Here is a 22468-nt window from a genome sequence, read left to right as displayed (position 1 = left end):
GCGGGTAAACCGCAAACAGCAGAGGCGAGCCGAAGCTCGCCTCTGCTGTTTAGGAAAAAACTATGCTGCTGCGACGATGTTGACGACCTTGCGGCCGCCCTTCGCACCGAACTGGACAGCGCCAGCGGACAGTGCGAACAGCGTGTCGTCGCCGCCACGGCCGACGTTCACGCCGGGGTGGAAGTGCGTGCCGCGCTGGCGGACGAGGATCTCGCCGGACTTGACGACCTGGCCACCGAAGCGCTTGACGCCAAGGTACTGGGCGTTGGAATCGCGGCCGTTACGTGAGGAGCTTGCGCCCTTTTTGTGTGCCATGTGTTTTCAGCTCCTACGACTACTTGGTGATGCTGGTGATCTTGATGCGGGTGAGCTCCTGGCGGTGCCCCTGACGCTTCTTATAACCAGTCTTGTTCTTGAACTTCTGGATGACGATCTTGGGGCCGCGCAGGTCGCCCACAACTTCGGCGGTAACGGTCACGCCGGCAAGTGCCGCAGCACCGCTCGTGATCGTTTCGCCGTCGACGAGCAGCACGGGAGCCAACGAAACGTTGCCGTTCTCGTCAGCCTTGATGCGGTCGAGGACAACGATCGTGCCGACCTCTACCTTTTCCTGCCGACCACCGGCGCGCACAACTGCGTAAACCACTTGGAACCCTTTGTTTGTTGAGAAGACACTGTCTTGGAGAAATTGTCTTGGAGAGAAAACTGTTGGCGTTGGGTAAAAATCCCGCATCTTGGGCTTTGCCCAGCACACGCCAAGGGCCAACAGTAGTCGATCCGGGGCGGTTCGGTCAAACTCGGCCCGGACACCACGCTTCTCGCCCTGGAGACGCTTGGCGAACCCCGTGGACCGATTGATCGGCACCACAGACTTACCCGCGTCGGCAAAGACAGATTTCATAATACCGCCGTCTGCCCGTTCGTGCGGGAACCTGAGCCGCAACACGCGGGATGTCGTGCCACGGCCGGGCGAGCGGCGATTGCGGCACGCCCTTCGGCTCCGTGAGCCAGCGCCCGCGGCAGGCACCGCCTACGCTGAACAGGACCGCACCTCGGCGAGCTGAGGTGTGAAGTGTTTTTCTTCGCCCACTACCCGCACCGGAGTCCCGTGATCCTCATCGACCAGCCGATCTGGCCGGCTCACAACACGCTCTGGGCGCACCTAGTCAGCGACCGTTCGCTCGACGAGCTCCACACCTTCGCTTCCGCGGCAGGCTTGCCCGGGCGCAGCTTCGACCACGACCACTACGACGTTCCGCAGGAGAAGTGGTCGTCACTCGTCGCGAGCGGGGCGGAGCCGGTCACGGTGCGCCAGCTGGTCGAGCGGCTGCGCGACAGCGGCCTGCGGGTGAAACAGAAGGACAAGCGTTCGCACTAGCTGGCCTGAAGCGCCCTACCAGGACACTCGGAAGCCCTCGATGCTTTTGACCACGGCGCCGGTGCCGACATCGACGAACACCGTGGTGATGCTGGTCGAGCGTGGGTTCACGGTGTATCCGTCGTCGACGCTCGTACTGACGTCGGGCACGGTCTCGACCACCGCATACTGCCCATTGGGTGAGAGGGCGAAGTTCACGAAGCTTCCCTCGTCGCGCGGGGTGCGGTAAATGATGCGGGCGGTGTTGCCGTCGTCGAACACCATTGCGGACTTGTATCTCCCCGTGGTGACGTCGATGTCCGCGACCTGCTGAACCCACCCGCCGGAGGGCACCACCGCGGTGGCGCCCGCGAAAGGAACCTCCCCCTCGAGAGGTGACGGGTCGAGGCGCTGGATGGACCCGTCGTTCAGGTTCAGCGCAACCGCGCCGAACGGGTCGGTGACCACAACCGTCCTGCCGTCCGCCGACATCGACTGGAAGCCGGAGAACTGACCGAGCGGAAGCACCGTCGCGGCATCCCCCAGCCCGACACGGAGCAGGCTCTGGTCAGCCGCGTACACAACGATGTCGCTCGTGGTGGGCACGAAGTCCCACCTCTCCACCTGCGGCGTCAGCCCGTCGAGGCCGGTGACCGCAACCAGGGCGCGGCTCCCACCGAGGTTGACGGTGAAGAGGGTGCGTGCGTAATCAGTGCCGCCCGCGGCATCCGTTCCCGTAAAAATGAACCCGAGCATGCCGGTGGTCGCGCTGGACTGCAGTTGTTCCACCACCCCCACACCGGGAAGGGCGATGTCCTCCACATTGCCCTCGGCGCTGACCAACGCCAGGGCGCTGCCCCCGTCCGAACCCGTCGTGACCACGGCGAGTGCCCCATCGAAGACCGCATAGTCTTCGATGCTTGCGGCCTCGTAGACGATGTCACGATCGGTTGTCGATAGGGCGGTGCGGATGATCCGGTCGCTGTCACCGGCCCGATCAAGGTAATACAGCTCGGGTGAGGCAGTCGTGAACTCATAGGTCAGGGTCGACGGCTGGGCGACGTAGACACTCGTGACCCCGCTCACCTCGACGACGTAGTCGGTGTTGTACCGCAGCGGCTCATCGAACTGCACCGCGACGACATCGCCGCTGGTGCTCACCGAGATGGCCGCAGCCGGGGTAACGGTGATCTGGTCGGCCTCGATCGATGCGACAGCCTGGTTTACAAAGAGCCGCAGCTGCTGACCGCCCTGCTGCACGACCTGCGCGGTGTCGATTTGCGCGCTGGAGAGTTTCGGCCCCTGCGAAAAGCCGAGCGTCGCAAAGACCGCGACGAGCACAACGAGTACCGCAACCGTCGCTGCCAGAGTGCGGCGGAATGTCCTGTGCGTGGCGGGAGCGGCTGAACTGACGCTCAAAAGAGGTACGGTTCGCTCGGCTCGCCCACCGGCGTGACGGCCGCGGGAAGCAGGGCGACTTGCTCGGTACTGCTCTGGCTGGCGTTCGGAACGAACTCGCCCGTCACCTGAACCCAGTCGTCGACGGCGAACTGGTCGCGCCAACCCGGCAGGTACACCGGTACCCCGACCGGTTGGGCGTCAACGGCGCAGCAGGTGATCATAAATCGCGAGACGTAAAACACGTTGTCGGGGTCGTTCGCATCCTCGGTGATAAAGCCCGTGACATCCACCGGCTTGGACGCATAAAAGGAGGTGTCGCTGGTCTGACGCAACAGCGACGCCCAGTCGAGAACGGTGAAAGCGGCGAATACAGCGTCGGACGAGTCAGCCGCAGCATCGACCGACTGAACCTCCGCGCCGACCCCGGAACTGTTGATGTCCCGCTGCGCGACTGTCGCACTCGTCAGGGTGGCGGGGGGCACCACGATCATCGCCACCGCCACCGCGACGGCGAGCAGGCTCGCGATCGTGGACAGACGGGCCGCAGCGCGCGTCGGCGGTTCGTCGTGGTTGTGGCCAAGACGCAGCAGGAAGCTCGCGACCACCAACACCAGGGCCACCGCGGCCATGACCACCGTGAACACCACATACCGGGGGTGGATGTACAGGATGAGCTGGTTGTTTAGCGCGAGCCAGATCGTCGCGACGACCGCTGCGACGACCAGGACGACGCCGCGCCACTGCTGGACACGCGCCCAAAGGGAGCTACGCGACATAGTTGATCACCAATCCGAGAAGAGCACTGGCCAGGGCGACCACGACAACGATCTGGACGAGCACGCGGGTGCGAAACGTCGTACGCATCAACGCGATCATCTTGATGTCGATCATGGGGCCGAACACCAAAAACGCGACGATCGCACCGGGGAGGAATGTGCTCGCGAAGGGCAGGATGAAGAAGGCATCGACGTTCGAGCAAATCGAGATGATAAAGGCGAGCACCATCATCGCGAGAATCGACCACACCGGGTTGCTGCCGAGCGTCACGAGAACCTGCCGCGACACCGCGACCTGGACGAGCCCGGCCACGACCGAGCCGAGGAAGAGCGCCGGGAGGATGACACCGGTCTCGCGCACGAACAGCTGCACGCTCTTCTGCCAGCGGGTTTCACCGTGGGCATGCCCCGCAGGAACCTTGCATTCCGCGGCGAAACGGTCGGTGAGCAGGCTTTGCTGCGCGGGGTGACGGCTGTACAGCCAGCCGACGAGGTTCGCGATGACAAAGCCGCCGATCAGACGGGATACGAGGATGCCATCGTTCCAGCCAAAGGCCTGGTAGGTGGTGAGGATCGTGATCGGATTCACGATTGGGGCCGCCAGCAAGAAGGTCATCGACTCGGAGACGGTGAGGCCCTTCACGATCAGGCCGCGCGCCAACGGGAGGTTGCCGCACTCGCACACCGGCAGAAGAACTCCGAGCAGGGAGATGACCACCCGGCGTCCGACCCGATTCTTCGGGAGCACCTTGAGGAACAGGTGGTCGGGGACCCAGACCTGCACAACGATCGACAGGGCGATGCCGAGAACAACAAAGGGCAGCGACTCGATGATGACGCTGATGCTGAGGGTAAGGAAGTCCTGGAACTGGTTGGGCAGACCTGCGTCTTCAATTCCCGCCGTCAGGTGCCGGACCACAAACAGCCCGACGATCCCGACCAGCCCGATCACGAGCCAGCGGGCCCGGCCGGATAGACCCCGGCGCCGGGCGCGCTCCCCCGGCTGCTCGGGCGGCAGGCGGCCGGCCTCGCCGGACCTCTGCTGTGTCGTCGTTTCCACCGGCACTATCCTTTCATGCCCGTACCTGAGCGCCGTCCCCGGCTCGCGGTGCCGGCGCCCAAGGGTGGTGAACCCAGGGCGGTCCGCCCGAGAAAACTCGGACGGACCGCCAGGAATTACGGGTGGGAGGGAGTTATTCCTTCACCTCGGTGGTGATGATGCCGGCGCCGGCGCTCGACGCGCGGCGGGAGACGCGAGAGCGCCCCTGTCCCGGCTGCTTCGGTTCTGGCAGAGCCTCGAGCACGGAATCAAGAATCTGCTCGGCGTCGTGAGTGCTGATCCGGCGCGGTGCGCGCTGGGCCTTGGTCACGGGCAGGTCGAAGATAGCGACCGAATCCGCTTCCGCGCCCTCGCCGACTATAGGTGCGGCGGGCGCCTCCACGGTGGGCTCGGACGCGACCGTGTGCTGAGCGTTGATCTCTTCTGCGCTGATCTTTCGCGCGTTCGACCGGTCGGCCGCGCTCTGGCGACCACCGGCGCGATCAGCATTGCGACCGCCCCGCTCGCCGTTGCCCTGGCGCTCGCCGTTGCTCTGGCGCTCGCCGTTGGCCTGGCGGTTGCCGCGTTCCTGGCGTCCACCACGCGATGCCCGGGTCGGGGCCTTGCCTGCGTCTGCTGCTTCCGTCGATTCGGCGCCGTCGGACGCTTCGGGCGTCACCGCTGCCTCGATACCGGAGGCACCGTCGGTCGACGCAGGCGCCTGAGCCTCCGGTGTCGCGGCGGACGCGGCATCCACCTTCTCGTGTGAATCGAGAACGGCACCCTCGGCCGACGGGGCGTCCGTGTGCACCGTGCTCGCGGCAACCCGCGCGAGCGCATTGCGCACGTCATCGGTGATCGCGTGCTTCACGGGTGCGCTCTGCCCGGCAGGCACAGTGGCGCTGCCGTTTGAGTTCGGAGCAGAGGAGTTGCCGCGGGGCGCTGTGGGCGCTCCGCTCTGGCCCTTGTTGCCACGGCGACCGCGGCCGTTACCCTCGGGCTGCTGTTGCGGTGTCTGGCGGTGCTGGGTGGTCGGATCGTGGTGGATGATGATCCCCCGGCCGGCGCAGTGCTCGCAGGGTTCGCTGAAGGACTCGATGAGGCCGAGTCCGAGCTTCTTACGGGTCATCTGAATCAGGCCGAGGCTCGTGACCTCCGCCACCTGGTGCTTGGTGCGGTCGCGGCTCAGGCACTCCACCAGACGACGCAGCACGAGGTCACGGTTGGTTTCGAGAACCATGTCGATGAAGTCGACGACGATGATGCCGCCGATATCGCGCAGGCGAAGCTGGCGCACGATCTCTTCTGCGGCCTCAAGGTTGTTCTTGGTGACCGTTTCCTCGAGGTTGCCGCCCGACCCGACGAACTTGCCGGTGTTGACGTCGACGACCGTCATGGCCTCTGTGCGGTCGATGACGAGCGAACCACCCGAGGGCAGCCACACCTTGCGATCGAGCGCTTTCTCGATCTGCTCGGTGACGCGGTACGCATCGAAGGAGTCGGTGTCGCCCTCGTACGTCTCGACGCGCTCGAGCAGGTCGGGTGCGACCGAGCGCAGGTAGGCCTCGATGGTCGACTGGGCTTCCGGGCCGGCGATGACGAGCTTCTGGAAGTCCTCGTTGAACACGTCGCGCACGATTTTGACGAGCAGGTCGGGTTCGCTGTGCAGCAGTACCGGAGCCTGCGAGGTCTCCACGAGCCGGCTGATCTCTGCCCACTGGCTGGTCAGGCGATTGACGTCGAGGGTCAGCTGCTCCTCGGTGGCGCCTTCGGACGCGGTGCGCACGATGACGCCCACGTTCTCCGGCAGCACCTCCTTGAGGATCTTCTTGAGGCGAGCGCGCTCGGTGTCGGGGAGCTTGCGGCTGATGCCGTTCATCGACCCATTGGGCACGTAGACGAGGTACCGGCCGGGCAGGCTCACCTGGCTGGTCAGGCGGGCGCCCTTGTGTCCGATCGGATCTTTTGTCACCTGGACGAGTACGCGGTCGCCCGGCTTGAGCGCCAGCTCGATCCGGCGGGGCTGGTTCTTCGAGTCGCTGTCGGCGGCGGCGGCATCCCAGTCGACCTCACCCGAGTAGAGCACCGCGTTGCGTCCGCGTCCGATATCGACGAATGCTGCCTCCATGCTCGGAAGCACGTTCTGCACTCGGCCGAGGTACACGTTGCCGATGAGGCTCGCCTCGGCGGCCTTGGCCACGTAATGCTCGACCAGGACGCCGTCTTCGAGCACGGCGATTTGCGTGCGGTCGAACTTCGAGCGCACGATCATCATGCGGTCGACGCTCTCGCGGCGGGCGAGGAACTCTGCCTCGGTGATCACGGGGCGGCGGCGGCCGGCATCGCGGCCGTCACGGCGACGCTGCTTCTTGGCCTCAAGACGAGTTGATCCCTTGATGCGCTGAGGTTCGGTGATCAGCTCAGGCTGCGGCTGTTGGCGCGGCTGGCGCACCTTGATGACGGTGTTCGGGTCGGTGTCACCGGCGCGGGGCTCTTCACCCGGGCGGCGACGCGAACGTCGGCGCACATTCGGCGTGTCGTCGTCCTGCTGGTCGTCGGCGCGGTCGACGTCGTCCGGCGCCTGCTCACGACGGTCGTCATCACGACGGTTCGCGTCACGACGGTCGTCATCACGACGGTTTACGTCACGACGGTCGTCATCACGACGGTTTACGTCACGACGGTCGTCATCACGACGGTTTACGTCGCGACGGTCGTCGGTGCGTCGGTTCGAGTCGCGGCGGTTGGGCTCGCGACGGTCGTCGTCACGACCGGCGTCGTCCCGGCGGTCTGAGGTGCGGGGCGCGAGCGGGGCAAGTGGCGGCAGGTCGGGCGCCTGGAATAGCAACGAGGTAGTCGGGCGTGGCGGGGTGCGGCGCGCGCTGTGGTCAATCTCGGGAACGGTCATCGGGGCGTGGCCGATGGGGGCGTCATCCATGTCGGATTCCTTAAACTCATCGACCGCTGGGGCCTTGGTGGGGGCAGCTCGGCGGGCGGGCGGGGCTGTGGCGGATGATTCGTCCGCCGTGCTCAGCGCCTCAGACCGATCCGGCTCTGGTATCTCGGTGCGCTCGGGCTCGGCCGCAGCGGGCGGCGGAACACTGGCCTGCACGGTCTTGCGGCCGCCGAACAGGCGGCTGCGCTTCTTGGGTGCTTCGTTATTATTGTTTGTGTTCACCATTTCTGGTGTACTCCTTGGCCGGCTGGGCGACCGCGCCACCCACCGGGTACTCTCTGGAGCGTTTTTCGCTTTCGCTAAACGCTGCTAATCCTTCATGTCCGCAATCGGTGCCTGATCTCGAGTAAATCGAGCTGGCGACCTTATTGCCCATGCTGTGCCTGCACCGGCTGTCACTCCGGTGCACGGAACTTGCTATCCGTCACCGCAACATCCCTGTGTTGCATCCGGTGGCCCGGTTTGATGCCCGGTCAAGCCTTCTTTGGCGTCAGCGCGAGCGCGGCTCGACTGACTACTGCAAATTATCGCACGCATTGGTGAATAGTCGCGCGGACGCCCCGGCAACCGGCCAGCAGCGACATGCAATAATCCGACCATGACCAGCTTTCCGTCTTCCCGGCGCCCCGTCGCGCTCGCACTCTTACTCATCGTCGGCGGCATCATCGGCTGGTATTCCGCGTTCGAACTCACCCTCGCCAAGTTCGACGTGCTGGTCAATCCCAGTGTGGACCTGAGCTGCGATTTCAGCATTGTGGTGCAGTGCGGCAAGAATCTCGACTCCTGGCAGGGCGCGGTCTTCGGGTTCCCTAACCCCCTCATCGGTTTGGCTGCCTTCTGCGCGCCGATCTTCGTTGGTGTTGCGATCCTCGCCGGGGCAAAATTCGCACGGTGGTTCTGGATCCTCTTTGCGCTGGGCCTCACCGCCGGCCTTGCCTTCGTCATCTGGCTGCTGTCGCAGAGCATTTTCACCCTCGGCACGCTGTGCCCGTGGTGCATGGTGGTGTGGTCGGTGACGATCCCGATGTTTTGGGCGGTGGTGCTCTACTGCCTGTCGAACGGAGTGGTGCCGGTTTCAGCCCGCGCCAGGCGGTTGTTCCGTGCGGCCTACGGCTGGGTGCCGTTCATCACCGTCGCTTCGTACCTTGTGATCGCGCTCGTTGCGCAGCTCAGACTCGATGTGCTCTCGTTCCTCTGAGGCCGTCAGGGAAGGTCTTTGGTCACACGGCACACTCACAGCCCGGGCATAAACTTTGGTTAAGATTCGTCAGTAGCGTCTCTTCGGGGCGATAGCGCCCCGCAACGACACGAGGGGCGTATGACCAACGACCGCCAGCCACTAACCAAAAACCAGAAGCGTGAGCACGCGCGGGAACTCGCGCGCGAGACCCGCGAGGCCGAGCAGAAGCGCAAGAAGAGACGCCGCCTGATCACCCAGGGGTCCGTCATTCTCGGCGCGCTCGCCATCGTCGCGGTTGTCGCGCTGGTGGTGACGACGTCAGCCAAGCCCACCACCGGGCCGCTCAACATGCTGAGTGACGGCATCGTCATCACGGGCGACGGGAGCGCGGCTACCGCCGTCTCGACCGCGGCGCTGCAGCCAGATTCGGTCCCGGTCGCGACCGACGTCAGCGAGTCGACCGACGTGGCCAACATCGTCGTCTACCTCGACTATCTGTGCCCCTACTGCGGGAACTTCGAGAACACCAACGGCGAACAGATCGCGAGCTGGGTCACCTCGGGCGCCGCAACCCTCGAGGTGCACCCGATCTCGATCCTCGACAGCCAGTCACTCGGGAGCGAATACTCCACCCGATCGGCAAACGCTGCGGCGTGTGTTGCGAACTACGACCCGGATAACTTCCTCGCGGTCAACACGGCGCTGTTCGCCGATCAGCCGGAGGAAGCAACCACGGGCCTCACCGACGACGAACTCGTCGAATTGATCGCAGCGGCGGGATCGGATGGCGACGACGTCGCGTCCTGCATCACCGACGGCACGTTCTCGGAGTGGGTCGCTGGTGCAACCGAGCGCGCACTCGAGGGGCCGCTTCCCAACACCGAGGTCGCGGCCGTCACCGGCACCCCCACGGTGCTGGTGAACGGAAGCCAGTACACCGGCGCCCTCGACGACCCCGAAGCCTTCAGCACCTTCGTCACCGACGTGATGACTGCGGCCGCGGAGGAAACTCCCACGGAGTAACGCGCACCTGAAACACCAATGCCCGCCGATGCTTCACAGCATCCGCGGGCATTTGTTTTGTGTCTTTTACAACAGGTGGGACCTCACAACCGGTGAGACCCTAGAACCGGAGTGAGCTTAGAACCAGAGCGCGAGCTCCCGCGCCGCTGATTCGGGCGAGTCGCTGCCGTGAACCAGGTTCTGCTGCACCTTGAGCCCCCAGTCCCGTCCGAAGTCACCACGGATGGTGCCGGGCGCAGCGGTCGTGGGGTCAGTGGTTCCGGCAAGAGAACGGAAACCCTCGATCACCCGGTTGCCGGCGATGCGGATAGCGACAATGGGGCCGCTCTCCATGAACTCCACGAGCGGCTCGTAGAACGGCTTGCCCTCGTGCTCGGCGTAGTGCTGTGCGAGAAGGTCGCGATCGGGCTCTACCAGCTTGATGTCGACCAGGCTGTATCCCTTGGCCTCAATGCGGCGGAGGATCTCACCGGTGAGGTTGCGCGCCACACCATCGGGTTTCACCAGGACGAGCGTTTCTTCGATGTTCATGGGATCTCTTTCTCTGCCGAGGGGCAATAACTTGCCCCGGGGATTTTCACTGTACCGAGCCGGGCAACCAAGTGCCGCATCCCGCTTATTGTTGTGCGGCGCGGCCCCTGTCAATCTGACGCCCCCGGATAAAGCAGTACACCCACATTGCGATGAATATTGCCGCAACAAAGTACAACGCGGGCAGCAACGCCCCGGACGCGAGCAGCACAACCTGCAGGGCCCACCCGAGCCAGATGCCCCAGGGATAGCGCAGCAGCAGTGCGGTCGCCATCAACAGGACGACCAGAACCGCACCGCTGACGAACGCCGTCACGGGGTCGAGGACGTCGAGCCCGTAGACCGTGAGCGTGACGAAGAACACCACGATGGCCTCGAGAGCGAGCACGATGCTGAGCAGCAACTCCGTGACGCTGCGTACCCGTCGGGCACGGCCCGGCTGGGACTCACTCACCGAGCACCCCGCGCGTCACTTTTTCCAGCCCTGGTCGGAGGCCATCGACATCACGTCGGCGACGAGCGTGATCGACCCCGCGACGACGACCGCACCCTTATCGGTGCGCGCGGCGCTGTCCCGCGCAGTGTCCAGCGCGGCCTCGAGCGACGGTTCGACGATGACGCGGTCGGCGCCGGCGATGGCCACCACGATGGCTGCCAGATCGTCAGCGTCTACGGCACGGTCCGACGTGGACTGTGTCACCACAAACTCGTTCACCACCCCGTCGAGCGCGCGCACGATCCCCTCGGCGTCCTTGTCGGCAAGCACACCGATCACGGCCGTGATGTGGTCGAAGGTGAAATACTGCGGCAACGCGGCGGCCAACGCCTCAGCCCCGTGCGGGTTGTGCGCGGCATCCACCACCACGGTCGGCTCGATCCCCACGACCTGCAACCGGCCCGGCGACGTCACCGTGGCGAGACCCTCGGCGACAACATCGGCACCGAGAGGCTGCGCTCCCCCACCAATGAATGCTTCCACTGCGGCGATTGCCAGGGCCGCGTTGTGCGCCTGGTGGTCGCCGAAGAGCGGAAGGAACAGGTCGGAGTAGGTTCCGGCGAGCCCGGAAACCGAGATCACCTGCCCGCCGACGGCTACGGTTCCCGAGGCGAGGGAGAACTCGTTGCCCTCGACCGCCAACCGGGTGCCGTGTGCCGCGGCGGCTCGTTCCAGCTCGACGATCACGTCGGCGCCCTGGCTTGCGGACACCACGGCCGAGTCGTCCTTGATGATGCCGGCCTTGGTCGCGGCGATCTCCCGCACGGTGTTGCCGAGGCGTGCTTCGTGGTCGAGCGCGACGGGCGCAAACACCGCTACCTGGGCGTCGGCGACGTTGGTGGAGTCCCACTCGCCGCCCATTCCGACCTCGAGCACCGCGACATCCACCGGTGCATCTGCAAACGCCGCAAAAGCGAGAACGGTCAGCGCCTCGAAAAAGCTCAGGGGCACCTCGCCAGCCGCGACCAGTTCGGCGTCGGCGAGTTGGAGGAACGGCGTGATGTCCTTCCAGTTCTCCGCGAAGGCCTGGTTGGAAATGGGTTCACCATCGATCACAATGCGCTCGTTGATCCGCTCGAGGTGCGGGCTGGTGAGCAATCCCGTGCGCAGGTCGTGGGCTCGCAGGAGCGACTCGATCATGCGGCTGGTCGAGGTCTTGCCGTTGGTCCCCGTGATGTGGATGACGGGATACGCCTTCTGCGGGTCACCCAGCATCTCGACCGCGCGGCGCGTTGCGCTCAGGCGCGGCTGCGGGGAGGCCTCCCCCACGCGCTCGAGGAGTTGCTCGTACGCGTCGCGAGCGGCACGCTCGTACAGACCGTCGTCGTAGTCGCCAACTTCGCGGTCGTCTTCCAGGTCATTATTTTTAGACATTGCTTGCTTCCAATTGTGTTGCGTCTGACTTCCAGAGATCAATCACCAGAACGCCGGAGTTAGAAAATTGCCCGCCGGACAGAACGGCACGTTCGCCGCCGGCCGCAGCGTCCAGTGCCGCTGTGGTCAGCGCATCCGGGGCCAAGGTGACGGTGAATGAGGTTGAGAGGGTCTCTGCGGCAATCGTGTCGCCGAAGTTCGTGAGCGCGGCAACGTCTTCGGCGCTCTCCCCGACGATCGCGAGGCGGATCCGGTCGCTGACCTGCAGTCCCGCGGCCTTCCGGGTGTCCTGGACGGCCCGGATGAGGTCGCGGGCGAGGCCCTCGGCCGTAAGTTCCGGTGTCGTGACGGTGTCGAGCAGCACGAATCCGCTGCCGCTCAGGAACGCGATCGCGCTCGACGGGTCACTCAATTGCAGGGTCAGCTCGTATTCCGAAGGCAGCAGTGCGATCCCGCCCGCGACCACCCCGTCTGCCGTGTGTTGCCAGTCGCCGGCACGGGCAGCCTGGATAACGGTCTGCACCTGCTTTCCGATCCGGGGCCCCGCGGCGCGCGCGTTGACCGCGAGCTTGTGGCTGATGCCGAACTTTTCGAGGCTGTCCGCCTCGAAGGTCACAAATTCCAGCGCCTTGACGTTGAGTTCCTCGCGGAGGATCTGTTCGAACTGGGCAAGCTCTGCGGTTTGGGTGCTGACGACGGTGAGTTTGGCCAGCGGCAGACGCACCCGCAGGCTTTTCGCCTTGCGCAGGGACAGCCCCGAGGATGCGATCTCCCGAACGCGGTCCATCGTGGCCTCGAGTTCGTCGTCGGCGGGGAAGGCGGAGGAGTCGGGCCAGTCGAGCAGGTGCACGCTTCGACCGCCGGTGAGACCCTGCCAGATTTCTTCGCCGATCAGCGGGATGAGGGGTGCCGCAACGCGCGTGACCGTCTCGAGCACCGTGAACAGAGTGTCGAACGCATCGACCGAGTTGGCGTCGGCGACCCCGGTCCAGAAGCGTCCGCGGCTGCGGCGCACGTACCAGTTAGTAAGCACATCGGCGAAGTCGCGCAGGCGGTTGGCCGCGAGCGGGCTGTCGAGTGCCTCGAGATCGGCGGTGACATCGTCGATCAGACGGCGTGTTTTCGCCAGCAGGTAACGGTCGAGCACGTCGGTCGAGTCGGTGCGCCAGGTGGCTTCGTAGCCGGGGTTATCGACCGGCCCCGCAGCGTTGGCGTACAGCGTGAAGAAGTAGTACGTGCTCCACAGCGGCAGCAGAAACTGGCGCGTGCTCTCGCGGATGCCCTCCTCGGTGACCACGAGATTGCCGCCGCGGATGACCGATGACGACATCAAGAACCAGCGCATCGCGTCGGCGCCGTCGCGGTCGAACACCTCGCTGACGTCAGGATAGTTGCGCAGCGACTTCGACATCTTCTGCCCGTCGCTGCCAAGAACGATGCCGTGGCTGATGACGTTTTTGAACGCCGGCCGGTCGAACAGCGCCGTCGAAAGTGTGTGCAGCGTGTAGAACCAGCCACGGGTCTGCCCGATGTACTCCACGATGAAATCTGCGGGGTTGTGGCTCTCGAACCACTCGCGGTTCTCGAACGGGTAGTGCACCTGGGCAAACGGCATCGACCCGGAATCGAACCAGACGTCGAGGACGTCCTCGATGCGGCGCATGGTGGATGCCCCGGTCGGGTCGTCCGGGTTCGGTCGAGTCAGCTCGTCGATGTACGGGCGGTGCAGGTCGGGCTGTCCCTCCGCGTTCGTGGGGAGCCTGCCGAAGTCTGCCTTGAGCTCGTCGAGCGAGCCATACACGTCGACGCGTGGGTAGTCCGGGTTGTCGCTCTTCCAGATCGGGATCGGTGAGCCCCAGTAGCGGTTACGCGAGATCGACCAGTCGCGAGCGTTACCCACCCACTTGCCGAACTGGCCGTCCTTCACGTTGGCGGGCACCCAGTTGATGTCCTGGTTGAGTGCACCCATACGGTCGCGGAACTCCGGGACCCGCACGAACCAGCTCGAAACGGCCTTGTAGATCAGTGGATTGCGGCAGCGCCAGCAGTGCGGGTAGCTGTGCTCGTAGCTCGCCACGCGCAGAAGTCGGCCGTCGGCGCGCAGCTTCTGCACGAGGGGCTTGTTCGCCTCGAAGACCTGCAGCCCCGCGACATCCGCTATCACGGGAAGAAATCGGGCGCCATCGTCGACGGAGAGGATGACAGGAATGCCCGCTTTGCCGGTGACGAGTTGGTCGTCCTCGCCGTAGGCCGGTGCCTGGTGCACGATTCCCGTGCCCTCTCCGGTGGCCACGTAGTCGGCGACGAGGATCTGCCAGGCGTTTTCGGTGCCCCACAGCTCGGTATCGGCGTAGTAGTCCCAGAGCATGTCGTAGGTGACGCCGTCGAGCTCGGCGCCGAGCACCGTGCGGCTGATCGCAGCGGTGGCCTCCGCTGGCGACGCGTAGCCGAGGTCCTTGGCGTAGGCGCCGATGGTGTCGGTGGCGAGGAGGTACTCAGAAACCGCTTCGGCCGAACCGTCTCCGGCGCCGAGCGGACCGGACGGCACAACCGCGTATTCGATGCCGGGCCCGACCGCCAGGGCGAGGTTGGTGGGGAGGGTCCAGGGCGTGGTGGTCCAGGCCAGAGCCTTGACGCCGGTGAGTCCAAGCGCCTCCGCCTTGGCTCCGTCGAGGGGGAACGTGACGGTGACGGTCTGGTCCTGGCGCATCTTGTAGACGTCATCGTCCATGCGCAGCTCGTGGTTCGACAGCGGCGTCTCGTCGTGCCAGCAATAAGGCAGCACCCGGAAGCCCTCGTACGCGAGCTCCTTGGTGTGCAACTGCTTGAACGCCCAGATGACGGACTCCATGAAGGTCACATCGAGAGTCTTGTAGTCGTTTTCGAAGTCGACCCAGCGGGCCTGGCGCGTGACGTACTGCTCCCACTCACCCGTGTACTCGAGAACCGACTCGCGCGCCTTCGCGTTGAAGGTCGCGATGCCCATTTCTTCGATCTGGGACTTCTCGGTGATACCGAGCTGGCGCATCGCTTCGAGCTCGGCGGGGAGGCCGTGGGTGTCCCACCCGAAGCGCCGATGCACCTGCTTGCCGCGCATCGTCTGGAATCGCGGAAACAGGTCCTTCGCGTACCCGGTCAGCAGGTGGCCGTAGTGCGGCAAGCCGTTCGCGAAGGGCGGGCCGTCGTAGAAGACCCATTCGTCTGCGCCCTCGCGCGCGGCAACAGAGGCCTTGAACGTGTCATCCCGCTTCCAGAATGCGAGGATGCGCTTCTCGATATCGGGGAAGTTGGGGGATGCTGCGACGCCGAACGCACTGGTCGAACTGCTGTCGGTGCTCTCGCTGCCGGCGGTGCTTGCGTCGGCGCTGCCATCGGCCGGTACGAACGATTTGCGGGGGTAGGACATGTCTCTCCAGGTCGCGCGATTGTCTGGACGAGGACGTCGCCCGCACTCTCCGGACTCCGCGGTACCACCCCGCTTGCCGCGTCACCGCGACCGCTTGTTCATTGGCTGTGACGGGCCAGACCCGTTTGGTTCTACTGCGCTCGTCGCCCCACCTGCAGGGCAACGGACGGTTCTTCCAAAAACTCCCCGGTGATTGCCGGATCAACGTTGTTCGGGCGCCAGTTTAGCCCACAGTCGGGGTGGATGGTGGTGATGACGCTGCGGGCGGCACAGAGGCGTCGCGTCGACGGAGCAGGCCCTCAAGCAACGCGACCGCCGTGTCCGCATCATCCACCGTCACCACGAGCATTTTGCCCGACTTTCTGGTCACCTCGATGGCCTCTCCCGAACACACTACGATGCCGGTTTTGCCCGCTGTCCAGCGCAGGCCCCATCCCCCGAAGTCCACCAGCGGGTTGACCTGCACAACGCGCGCTCCTGAGATCTCGTCCAACGGGATTGTGAACGTGGGCACGCCAATTTCGGATCGCACGGACACGCCGCGCTGGTCGACGCTCACGCGCCAGTAGAAGCACACGGCCGATGCAAGGAGTACCAGACACAGGAGAAGCACTGTCACCCACATCCACGGCGCCGCGGTGAGCGCCATGGACAACACACTCCCGAGCGAGAGCACGCCAAAAACGGCGAAGAACACAACGATGGTTCTGGTGGCGGGTCGGGACGACCTCGACCAGCTGACGCGCTCATGCGACGCGAGAGCCATCGCGGGCTGGGCCCCGTCATTGAGACTCGCGTCGAGACGAGCCGGTACCGGGGTAAGGAACCAGGCCACGGTGCCGAACACGAGCCCGACTGCCACCCCCAGGACGAACGGTGCAACCACCGAACCGGTGTCGGCGGCATCAGCCAGACCCCGCTGGGCCCACACCAGCCCCGTAAGCCCGAAGGCCATCACCGTCGACAACCAGATGCTCCCCGCTATCAACAACCGAGGTTTTGAGGATCGCTGCGGCGACGAACGCAGTGCGACGACGCTCACCACGATGATTGCCGAGAAGAGCACTACGTAGCCCAGAAGCATCGCGATCACGCTGGCGAGCGAGCCGTACCCGTCAGGGCTCCCGCCTGCACCCCAATGAATAGCGATGGGGTCGGGCAGCTCCGGGGCCCAGGACGCCATCAGGGCGCAGCCGATCAAAGCAAAAACAACCGGGGTGACTCCGCCGATACCGATGATGCGCCGAACCTGGCCGGGTGAATACGCCCGGGGTGCGCGGGTCGGAGTGATGAGTGTCATAGGTATGCCTCTCTGATAAGCGCGGCGAGCGCGTTTGCGGATAAGTTCAGTCGTTTCCCCTCGGCGACGAGGCGCGGCAGCGATTCTGCGAGCGCCGCGTAGTTGCGCGCGTGGTCGGTGACGATGGCGCCCCGCCCGCGTCGGAGGTCGATAAGACCCTCGTCGCGGAGCAACTGGTAGGCGCGCAACACGGTGTGCACGTTGATGTCGAGGGAGGTGGCAAGCTCCCTCGCTGCGGGCAGCTTCTGGCCCACCGTCACCCTGCCGCGCATGACCTCGGCGCGCACCCCGGCGGCGAGCTGCTCGAACAGTGCCGTACTCGAGGCGGGATCAACTCGTATCAACATAAACTCAACTTTATAGTTCTATTTTCAATAGAACAAGCCATGATTTGTCGAGTTAATCCAACATCTGTGTGGTAACGAACTGGCAACGGTCGCGATCCCCGCCATTCCGCGACCTTAGAGCGGTCGGACCTGCCGGGTCGGGGCAGAAAACGCGTCCAAGAGAGTGCGCTGACCCGATTGTGTCGCCGTGATGTGACTAGGGTTGTAGCTGAACTACTTTATTAGGTCGCGAAATCGCTGCTTGGCTTTACAGTCGGGCGTGAAATCGTATGGTCCGCCCACCTCCAGCCGCCGGCTGAGCCGTGAACGTATCCGATCGCCGCCTGCACGTACCGTGCGGCCGCTTGATCAGGGTGCCGTCGCCACAAGTGAGCAACCCGTCCGCGAGATCTACAGCCGCCGTGGGCCTAATCAATTCCCACGTGCGCGCTTTTAAGGAAAACGTGAGCAGCGCTACATCCGTGTCCGCAAAAAATCTGTACAAGGTGTTTGGACGACGCCCGAAGGAGGCAGTCGCCCGCCTCCAGCAGGGCGCCACCCGCGCCGAACTAGCGCCGCACGAGACCGCGGCCGTGATCGACGCCTCCTTCGAGGTCAAGAAGGGCGAGATCTTCGTCGTGATGGGACTGTCCGGCTCGGGCAAGTCAACTCTGATCCGCATGCTCAACGGGTTGCTCGAACCCACCAGCGGCTCGGTGACCGTGGAGGGCAAGGCCATCTCTGGTGTATCCGCCGGGGAGCTGCGCACTGTGCGCCAGAAGCACGTGTCGATGGTCTTCCAGCACTTCGCGCTGTTTCCGCACCGCACGGTACTCGATAACGCCGCCTACGGCCTCGAGGTGCAGGGTGTCGGTAAGCGCGAACGGCTGGAGCGCGCGGGCAAAGTCGTCAAGATCGTGGGCCTGGACGGCTGGCAAGACAAACTGCCCTCCGAACTCTCCGGCGGGATGCAACAGCGGGTGGGTCTCGCCCGCGCGCTCGCCACGGAAACCGACATCCTCCTCATGGACGAAGCATTTTCCGCGCTCGACCCGCTCATCCGCCGGGAAATGCAGGAGCAGTTGCTCGAGCTGCAGGCGGAGCTCGGCAAAACCATCATCTTCATCACGCACGACCTCAACGAGGCCATGTTCCTCGGCGACCGCATCGCGGTTATGCGCGACGGCCGTATCGTGCAGATCGGCACCCCGGAAGACATCCTCACCGACCCCGCCAACGACTACGTCGCCCAGTTCGTGCAGGACGTCGACCGTGCCCGAGTGCTGACCGCCGCCAGCGTCATGGAACCCGCCCGCGCGGTGGTGCCGCTCACCGCAGGACCGCGAGGCGCGCTTCGTGTCATGCGCGACCTTCAGGCCGGTGCAGCCTTCGTGCTCGGCCGCGATCGCACGCTCCTCGGTGTCGTGCGCGACTCCCACGTGATGCGCCAGGTCAAGAGCAACGACACAGACCTCGCCAGGATCATCAACAAGGACCACGCGACGGTGTCCCCTGACGCCGCCCTGGTCGACCTGTTCGAACTCGCGGTGGAGAGTCCGCTCCCCATCGCGGTCGTCGATGAGAAGCACCGCCTGCTGGGCGTTATCCCCCGCGTCACGCTGCTCGCAGCGCTCGGCAACGTGCCGACAACCACAATGCCTATTCCGGTCATCGAACCGGTATCCATCATCCCCAATTCTGAACTGGACGCGACCCTCGCACAGGGCGCAGATTCCTCTTCCACCACCCAGGACGGTGTCCTCGTATGAATGAATTCCGCATCCCGCTCGGCGATTGGGCCGACCTCTTCGTCGATTTCCTGACTGACACGTTCCGTCCGGTCTTCGACGTCATCCGCCTCATCTTTGCGGCGCTCTATGACGCTGTGTCGTTTGTGCTCGTCAGCCCGCCTTTCTGGGCGATCATCATTGTCGCGGCAGTCCTCGCCTATGTTGTAAAGGGCTGGAAGTTCGCTGGTGGCTCCGCGGTTGGCCTCCTCCTCATTGTGGGAGTGAACCAGTGGGAGAACGCGATGGAAAGCCTGTCGCTCGTACTCGTTGCCAGTGCGATCGCGATCCTCATAAGCGTTCCGCTCGGGATCCTCGCGGCACGATCCAAACTCGCATCGACGATCGTGCGTCCGGTTCTGGACTTCCTCCAGACCATGCCCGCCTTCGTGTACCTCGTCCCCGCGCTGCTTCTCTTCCGGGTGGGAGTTGTCCCCGGAATCGTTGCCACCGTGATCTTCGCCATGGCACCCGGTGTCCGTCTCACTGAGCTGGGCATCCGTGGCGTCGACAGCGAGGTTGTCGAGGCTGGCCATGCCTTCGGTTCCTCGAACTGGCGCATCCTCCGTCAGATCCAGCTCCCCCTCGCGATGCCGACGATCATGGCCGGAGTCAACCAGGTCATCATGCTCTCCCTCTCCATGGTGGTCATTGCCGGAATGGTCGGCGCCGGTGGCCTCGGTGGAGACGTCGTGCAGTCGCTCAGCCGTATCGACGTTGCCCTCGGTGCAGAAGCCGGTATCTCGGTTGTGATCCTCGCGATCTTCCTCGACCGCCTGTCCGGCGCACTCGCCGGCAAGCGCAAGCGCCCGATGTTCGCATTTCTGACGCGCAAGGGCGCCACCGGCACCAGCGAAGCCGCACAGCCTGCCCGCGCCGAAACGCCGTCGGAGCCGGCATCCACCGAGGCCAAGGTCCCGGTTTCGGTCTAACCGACGTTTTCTGTTCGCCCCAGTCTTTTCCGTCACTGCACCACAACCCCGTAAGGAATCTATGAACACCCCCATCCGCACCATGCTCGCCGCAGTCGCCGCTACCGGTCTGGTCGCACTGGCCGGCTGCGCCTCAGAGCCCGCCGAACCGCTGGCGAACGGCGATCAGAAAGATGTCACCGTCGCCGTATTTAATGGGTGGCCCGAGGGCGAGGCCGTCAGCTACCTGTGGGCGTCCGTCCTCGAAGACAAGGGTTACAACGTCGAGCTGGAATACGCCGATGTCGCTGCCGGATTCACGGGACTGTCGACCGGGGACTACGACGTGAACATGGACGTCTGGCTGCCGACCACCCACGAGACCTACGTCGAGGAGTTCGGTGACGACATCGTCGACATCGGAACCTGGAACACCGACGCAACCCTGAACGTCGCGGTTAACGCGGACGCGCCCGTCGATTCGCTCGACGAGCTCGCGGACAACGCCGACCTGTTTGACAGCACGATTGTTGGTATCGAGCCCGGCGCCGGACTGACCGCGGTGACCGAAGATGTCGTCATCCCGGGCTACGGACTCGAGGACTGGGAACTTAAAACCTCTTCTACCGCCACCATGCTCACCGAGCTGCAGGCCGCAACAGACGCCGGCGAGAACATCGCGGTCACCCTGTGGCACCCGCACTGGGCGTATGACGCGTTTGAGATCAAGGACCTCGCCGACCCCCAGGGCGCGTTGGGTGATCCGGAGGGACTCCACTCCTACGGCAGCACCGACTTCGAAGAGAAGTTCCCGACGTTCGCGGGATGGCTCGGCGACTTCGAGATGGACACCGAGACTCTCGGTACCCTCCAGAACGCCATGTTCAACAGCGACGCCGACGCGAGCGACTACGAGGACATCGTGGACTCCTGGATCGTCGAGAACCAGGAATGGGTCGACAGCCTCACCGCATAATTCGATCAATTGCAGCTAGACCACTAGGTCCTGCTCGACCACTGGGTCGCTACAGCAGCACCGCAACGGCCGTCACGCCCGTGGAAACACGGGGCGAGGCGGCCGTTTCGCGTTCCGTCGGTGTGATCCGGATCACCTTAAAGGGAGGAAGAGGAAACGAGCAGGCCGGGCGGACGCTTGGAGCTGCCCGCGGGATCCCGCGCCCCGATGAAAGGTGTTCCATGTCCATCGACTCGACCGTATCTCTCGACTCGACGGTGTCACTCGACTCGACCGAAATTCGAGCGCTCGCCGCGGAAGCCTTCACCTACCTCTACCCCCTCATCATCATGGACGTGACCCGCATGCAGCTCACGGATGGGTCGGGAGGAATCGGGCACAGCCTGCCGAACACCTTCGCGCACGTTCCGGCGTTTCCCCCGGCTGACTTCCGGGGCATCGTTCGACCGAACTTCGACACCCTGTACTCGGTGTGCTGGCTCGACCTGTCAGACGGACCGCTGATCGTGCACGTCCCAAACACAGATGGGCGGTACTACCTCCTCCCCATGCTCGACATGTGGACCGACGCGTTCGCGGTGCCAGGCAAGCGAACGACCGCGAGCGAGGCGCACGATTTTGTGGTGATTCCGCCGAACTGGCGAGGCGACCTACCGGTCGCGGGTACACCGATTGCGGCGCCGACCCCAATTGTGTGGCTGATCGGGCGAGTTCAGACAAACGGGCCCGCGGACTATGAGGCGGTTCACGCTGTGCAGGCGGGCTTCTCGATTCGCACGCTGTCCGGCGGGGAACCTACGACTTCGAGGCTGAGCGCGGCGGCGCCCGCCGATCTCGATCTCACAATGGAGCCGTTGCGGCTCGTGAACTCCCTCGACGCGGAGCAATTCTTCGGCTACGCCAACCGCCTGCTGGCCGAGCATCCCGGGCACTACACCGACTTCTCGATCCGGGCACGGATCGCCCACATCGGCGTTCATGCATCGGATTCGTTTGATCCGTCGCCCCTGGGCGCGGGCGCGGGCGCCGCACTGAATGAGGGAATCCGAGACGAACTCGCCAGGCTGAAGACACTGATCCCGGCGGTGGGAAAACTGGTCAACGGCTGGGAGATCATCCTCGACTCGGTCGGCGTCTATGGCAACTTCTACGCCAAGCGCGCCGTACTTGCCATTGCGGGGCTCGGAGCTAACCCGCCGGAGGACGCCGTCTATCCCCTGGCCGTCACCGATGACCAGGGTGAGGCTTTTGTGGGTGAGAAGGATTACGTCCTCCATTTCGAGAAGGAAGAACTGCCACCCGTCGACGCGTTCTGGTCGCTCACGATGTACGACGCCGAGGGCTTTCCATCGGCCAACGAACTCAACCGTTACGCGATCGGAGACCGCGACGCCCTGAACTACACCCCCGACGGCGCCCTCGACCTGTACATCCAGCGTTCGAACCCCGGGCCTGACAAAGAGTCCAACTGGCTGCCGGCACCTCCCGGCCCCCTCGGCATCACCATGCGCCTGTACGCGCCGCGACCCGAGGTGCTCGACGGAAGCTGGGCGCCTCCCGCGATCCAGGTGGCGCCGTCCTGACAACCAGACGTTTGTTCTCGCCCGTCGGAATGACGATGCCGACTCT

At 64.7% G+C, this 22468-nt stretch carries 19 protein-coding genes; 7 read left to right on the top strand and 12 right to left on the bottom strand.

The features are described 5' to 3' along the window. Positions 1-60: 60 nt before the first annotated feature. Both rpmA and rplU read right to left on the bottom strand, forming a co-directional pair. A complete protein-coding gene (gene rpmA / locus B0I08_RS01320) occupies positions 61-315 on the bottom strand; it encodes a 50S ribosomal protein L27 (protein WP_106209057.1) in 255 nt (84 codons plus the stop codon). A 19-nt stretch (positions 316-334) separates the two neighbouring features. Beyond that, entirely contained in the window at positions 335-646 is a 312-nt protein-coding gene (rplU, locus tag B0I08_RS01315; protein WP_106209055.1) for a 50S ribosomal protein L21, read from the bottom strand. Positions 647-1072: 426 nt separating this feature from the next. On the opposite strand from rplU, the gene B0I08_RS01310 reads away from it, so the two are divergent. Further along, a complete protein-coding gene (locus B0I08_RS01310; protein ID WP_245884435.1) occupies positions 1073-1378 on the top strand; it encodes a DUF4031 domain-containing protein in 306 nt (101 codons plus the stop codon). A gap of 15 nt (positions 1379-1393) precedes the next feature. On the opposite strand, the gene B0I08_RS01305 is transcribed toward B0I08_RS01310, so the two are convergent. The 4 genes from B0I08_RS01305 to B0I08_RS01290 all read right to left on the bottom strand — a co-directional run bounded on the left by B0I08_RS01305 (position 1394) and on the right by B0I08_RS01290 (position 7754). Next, positions 1394-2776 carry a hypothetical protein gene (locus tag B0I08_RS01305; protein ID WP_146134289.1) on the bottom strand — a complete coding sequence of 461 codons (1383 nt, stop codon included), beginning with the start codon at positions 2774-2776 and terminating at the stop codon, positions 1394-1396. Then, the gene (locus B0I08_RS01300) at positions 2773-3534 is read right to left on the bottom strand and encodes a TIGR03943 family putative permease subunit (protein WP_106209051.1); all 762 of its coding nucleotides are present in this window, start codon (positions 3532-3534) and stop codon (positions 2773-2775) included. The genes B0I08_RS01305 and B0I08_RS01300 overlap by 4 nt, the downstream gene beginning before the upstream one ends. After that, positions 3524-4594 carry a permease gene (locus B0I08_RS01295; RefSeq protein ID WP_245884434.1) on the bottom strand — a complete coding sequence of 357 codons (1071 nt, stop codon included), beginning with the start codon at positions 4592-4594 and terminating at the stop codon, positions 3524-3526. Before B0I08_RS01295 ends, B0I08_RS01300 begins: the two co-directional genes overlap by 11 nt. A gap of 133 nt (positions 4595-4727) precedes the next feature. Further along, the gene (locus B0I08_RS01290) at positions 4728-7754 is read right to left on the bottom strand and encodes an Rne/Rng family ribonuclease (protein ID WP_106209049.1); all 3027 of its coding nucleotides are present in this window, start codon (positions 7752-7754) and stop codon (positions 4728-4730) included. A gap of 373 nt (positions 7755-8127) precedes the next feature. Here B0I08_RS01290 and B0I08_RS01285 point away from each other — a divergent pair, with 373 nt between their 5' ends. Both B0I08_RS01285 and B0I08_RS01280 read left to right on the top strand, forming a co-directional pair. Further along, positions 8128-8727 carry a vitamin K epoxide reductase family protein gene (locus B0I08_RS01285; RefSeq protein WP_106209047.1) on the top strand — a complete coding sequence of 200 codons (600 nt, stop codon included), beginning with the start codon at positions 8128-8130 and terminating at the stop codon, positions 8725-8727. A 120-nt stretch (positions 8728-8847) separates the two neighbouring features. Beyond that, positions 8848-9732 (top strand): DsbA family protein, encoded by an 885-nt coding sequence (locus tag B0I08_RS01280; protein ID WP_106209045.1) that lies wholly within the window; start codon positions 8848-8850, stop codon positions 9730-9732. A gap of 117 nt (positions 9733-9849) precedes the next feature. Here B0I08_RS01280 and ndk read toward each other — a convergent pair whose 3' ends face one another. From ndk to B0I08_RS01250, 6 genes are all read right to left on the bottom strand, one after another. After that, positions 9850-10263 (bottom strand): nucleoside-diphosphate kinase, encoded by a 414-nt coding sequence (gene ndk, locus B0I08_RS01275; RefSeq protein ID WP_106209043.1) that lies wholly within the window; start codon positions 10261-10263, stop codon positions 9850-9852. Between the two features lie 85 nt (positions 10264-10348). Continuing rightward, the gene (locus B0I08_RS01270) at positions 10349-10717 is read right to left on the bottom strand and encodes a DUF4233 domain-containing protein (RefSeq protein ID WP_106209041.1); all 369 of its coding nucleotides are present in this window, start codon (positions 10715-10717) and stop codon (positions 10349-10351) included. A 15-nt stretch (positions 10718-10732) separates the two neighbouring features. Further along, positions 10733-12133 (bottom strand): bifunctional folylpolyglutamate synthase/dihydrofolate synthase, encoded by a 1401-nt coding sequence (locus B0I08_RS01265; protein WP_106209039.1) that lies wholly within the window; start codon positions 12131-12133, stop codon positions 10733-10735. Then, the gene (gene ileS, locus B0I08_RS01260) at positions 12126-15539 is read right to left on the bottom strand and encodes an isoleucine--tRNA ligase (RefSeq protein WP_106209037.1); all 3414 of its coding nucleotides are present in this window, start codon (positions 15537-15539) and stop codon (positions 12126-12128) included. The genes B0I08_RS01265 and ileS overlap by 8 nt, the downstream gene beginning before the upstream one ends. Before the next feature lie 223 nt (positions 15540-15762). Further along, on the bottom strand, positions 15763-16839 hold the full coding sequence (locus B0I08_RS01255) for a DUF1648 domain-containing protein (protein WP_106209036.1): 1077 nt from the start codon (positions 16837-16839) through the stop codon (positions 15763-15765). Further along, positions 16836-17186 (bottom strand): GntR family transcriptional regulator, encoded by a 351-nt coding sequence (locus B0I08_RS01250; protein WP_106209034.1) that lies wholly within the window; start codon positions 17184-17186, stop codon positions 16836-16838. Before B0I08_RS01250 ends, B0I08_RS01255 begins: the two co-directional genes overlap by 4 nt. Positions 17187-17647: 461 nt before the next feature. Here B0I08_RS01250 and B0I08_RS01245 point away from each other — a divergent pair, with 461 nt between their 5' ends. The 4 genes from B0I08_RS01245 to B0I08_RS01230 all read left to right on the top strand — a co-directional run bounded on the left by B0I08_RS01245 (position 17648) and on the right by B0I08_RS01230 (position 22422). Next, entirely contained in the window at positions 17648-18934 is a 1287-nt protein-coding gene (locus B0I08_RS01245; RefSeq protein ID WP_342748147.1) for a quaternary amine ABC transporter ATP-binding protein, read from the top strand. Continuing rightward, positions 18931-19884, top strand: a complete 954-nt coding sequence (locus B0I08_RS01240; protein ID WP_106209030.1) for an ABC transporter permease — start codon at positions 18931-18933, stop codon at positions 19882-19884. The genes B0I08_RS01245 and B0I08_RS01240 overlap by 4 nt, the downstream gene beginning before the upstream one ends. Before the next feature lie 61 nt (positions 19885-19945). Next, complete coding sequence (locus B0I08_RS01235) at positions 19946-20839, top strand: glycine betaine ABC transporter substrate-binding protein (protein ID WP_106209028.1); 894 nt, start codon at positions 19946-19948, stop codon at positions 20837-20839. 221 nt (positions 20840-21060) lie between these two features. Next, complete coding sequence (locus B0I08_RS01230) at positions 21061-22422, top strand: DUF1254 domain-containing protein (RefSeq protein WP_219905589.1); 1362 nt, start codon at positions 21061-21063, stop codon at positions 22420-22422. Positions 22423-22468 lie beyond the last annotated feature (46 nt).

The sequence above is a fragment of the Glaciihabitans tibetensis genome (assembly GCF_003003265.1).
GTDB classification, from domain to species: Bacteria; Actinomycetota; Actinomycetes; order Actinomycetales; family Microbacteriaceae; genus Glaciihabitans; species Glaciihabitans tibetensis.
The sequence above is the reverse complement of the archived record's forward strand: the minus strand, read 5'-3'. Positions and strand labels throughout refer to the sequence as shown.

Bases quoted from the DNA above. Each gene is read 5' to 3' on its own strand.
- B0I08_RS01250 (WP_106209034.1), bottom strand. From the start codon at position 17,186: ATGTTGATACGAGTTGATCCCGCCTCGAGTACGGCACTGTTCGAGCAG.
- B0I08_RS01290 (WP_106209049.1), bottom strand. From the start codon at position 7,754: ATGGTGAACACAAACAATAATAACGAAGCACCCAAGAAGCGCAGCCGC.
- rpmA (WP_106209057.1), bottom strand. From the start codon at position 315: ATGGCACACAAAAAGGGCGCAAGCTCCTCACGTAACGGCCGCGATTCC.
- B0I08_RS01300 (WP_106209051.1), bottom strand. From the start codon at position 3,534: ATGTCGCGTAGCTCCCTTTGGGCGCGTGTCCAGCAGTGGCGCGGCGTC.
- ndk (WP_106209043.1), bottom strand. From the start codon at position 10,263: ATGAACATCGAAGAAACGCTCGTCCTGGTGAAACCCGATGGTGTGGCG.
- ileS (WP_106209037.1), bottom strand. From the start codon at position 15,539: ATGTCCTACCCCCGCAAATCGTTCGTACCGGCCGATGGCAGCGCCGAC.
- B0I08_RS01255 (WP_106209036.1), bottom strand. From the start codon at position 16,839: ATGACACTCATCACTCCGACCCGCGCACCCCGGGCGTATTCACCCGGC.
- B0I08_RS01240 (WP_106209030.1), top strand. From the start codon at position 18,931: ATGAATGAATTCCGCATCCCGCTCGGCGATTGGGCCGACCTCTTCGTC.
- B0I08_RS01230 (WP_219905589.1), top strand. From the start codon at position 21,061: ATGTCCATCGACTCGACCGTATCTCTCGACTCGACGGTGTCACTCGAC.
- B0I08_RS01280 (WP_106209045.1), top strand. From the start codon at position 8,848: ATGACCAACGACCGCCAGCCACTAACCAAAAACCAGAAGCGTGAGCAC.
- B0I08_RS01235 (WP_106209028.1), top strand. From the start codon at position 19,946: ATGAACACCCCCATCCGCACCATGCTCGCCGCAGTCGCCGCTACCGGT.
- B0I08_RS01265 (WP_106209039.1), bottom strand. From the start codon at position 12,133: ATGTCTAAAAATAATGACCTGGAAGACGACCGCGAAGTTGGCGACTAC.
- B0I08_RS01285 (WP_106209047.1), top strand. From the start codon at position 8,128: ATGACCAGCTTTCCGTCTTCCCGGCGCCCCGTCGCGCTCGCACTCTTA.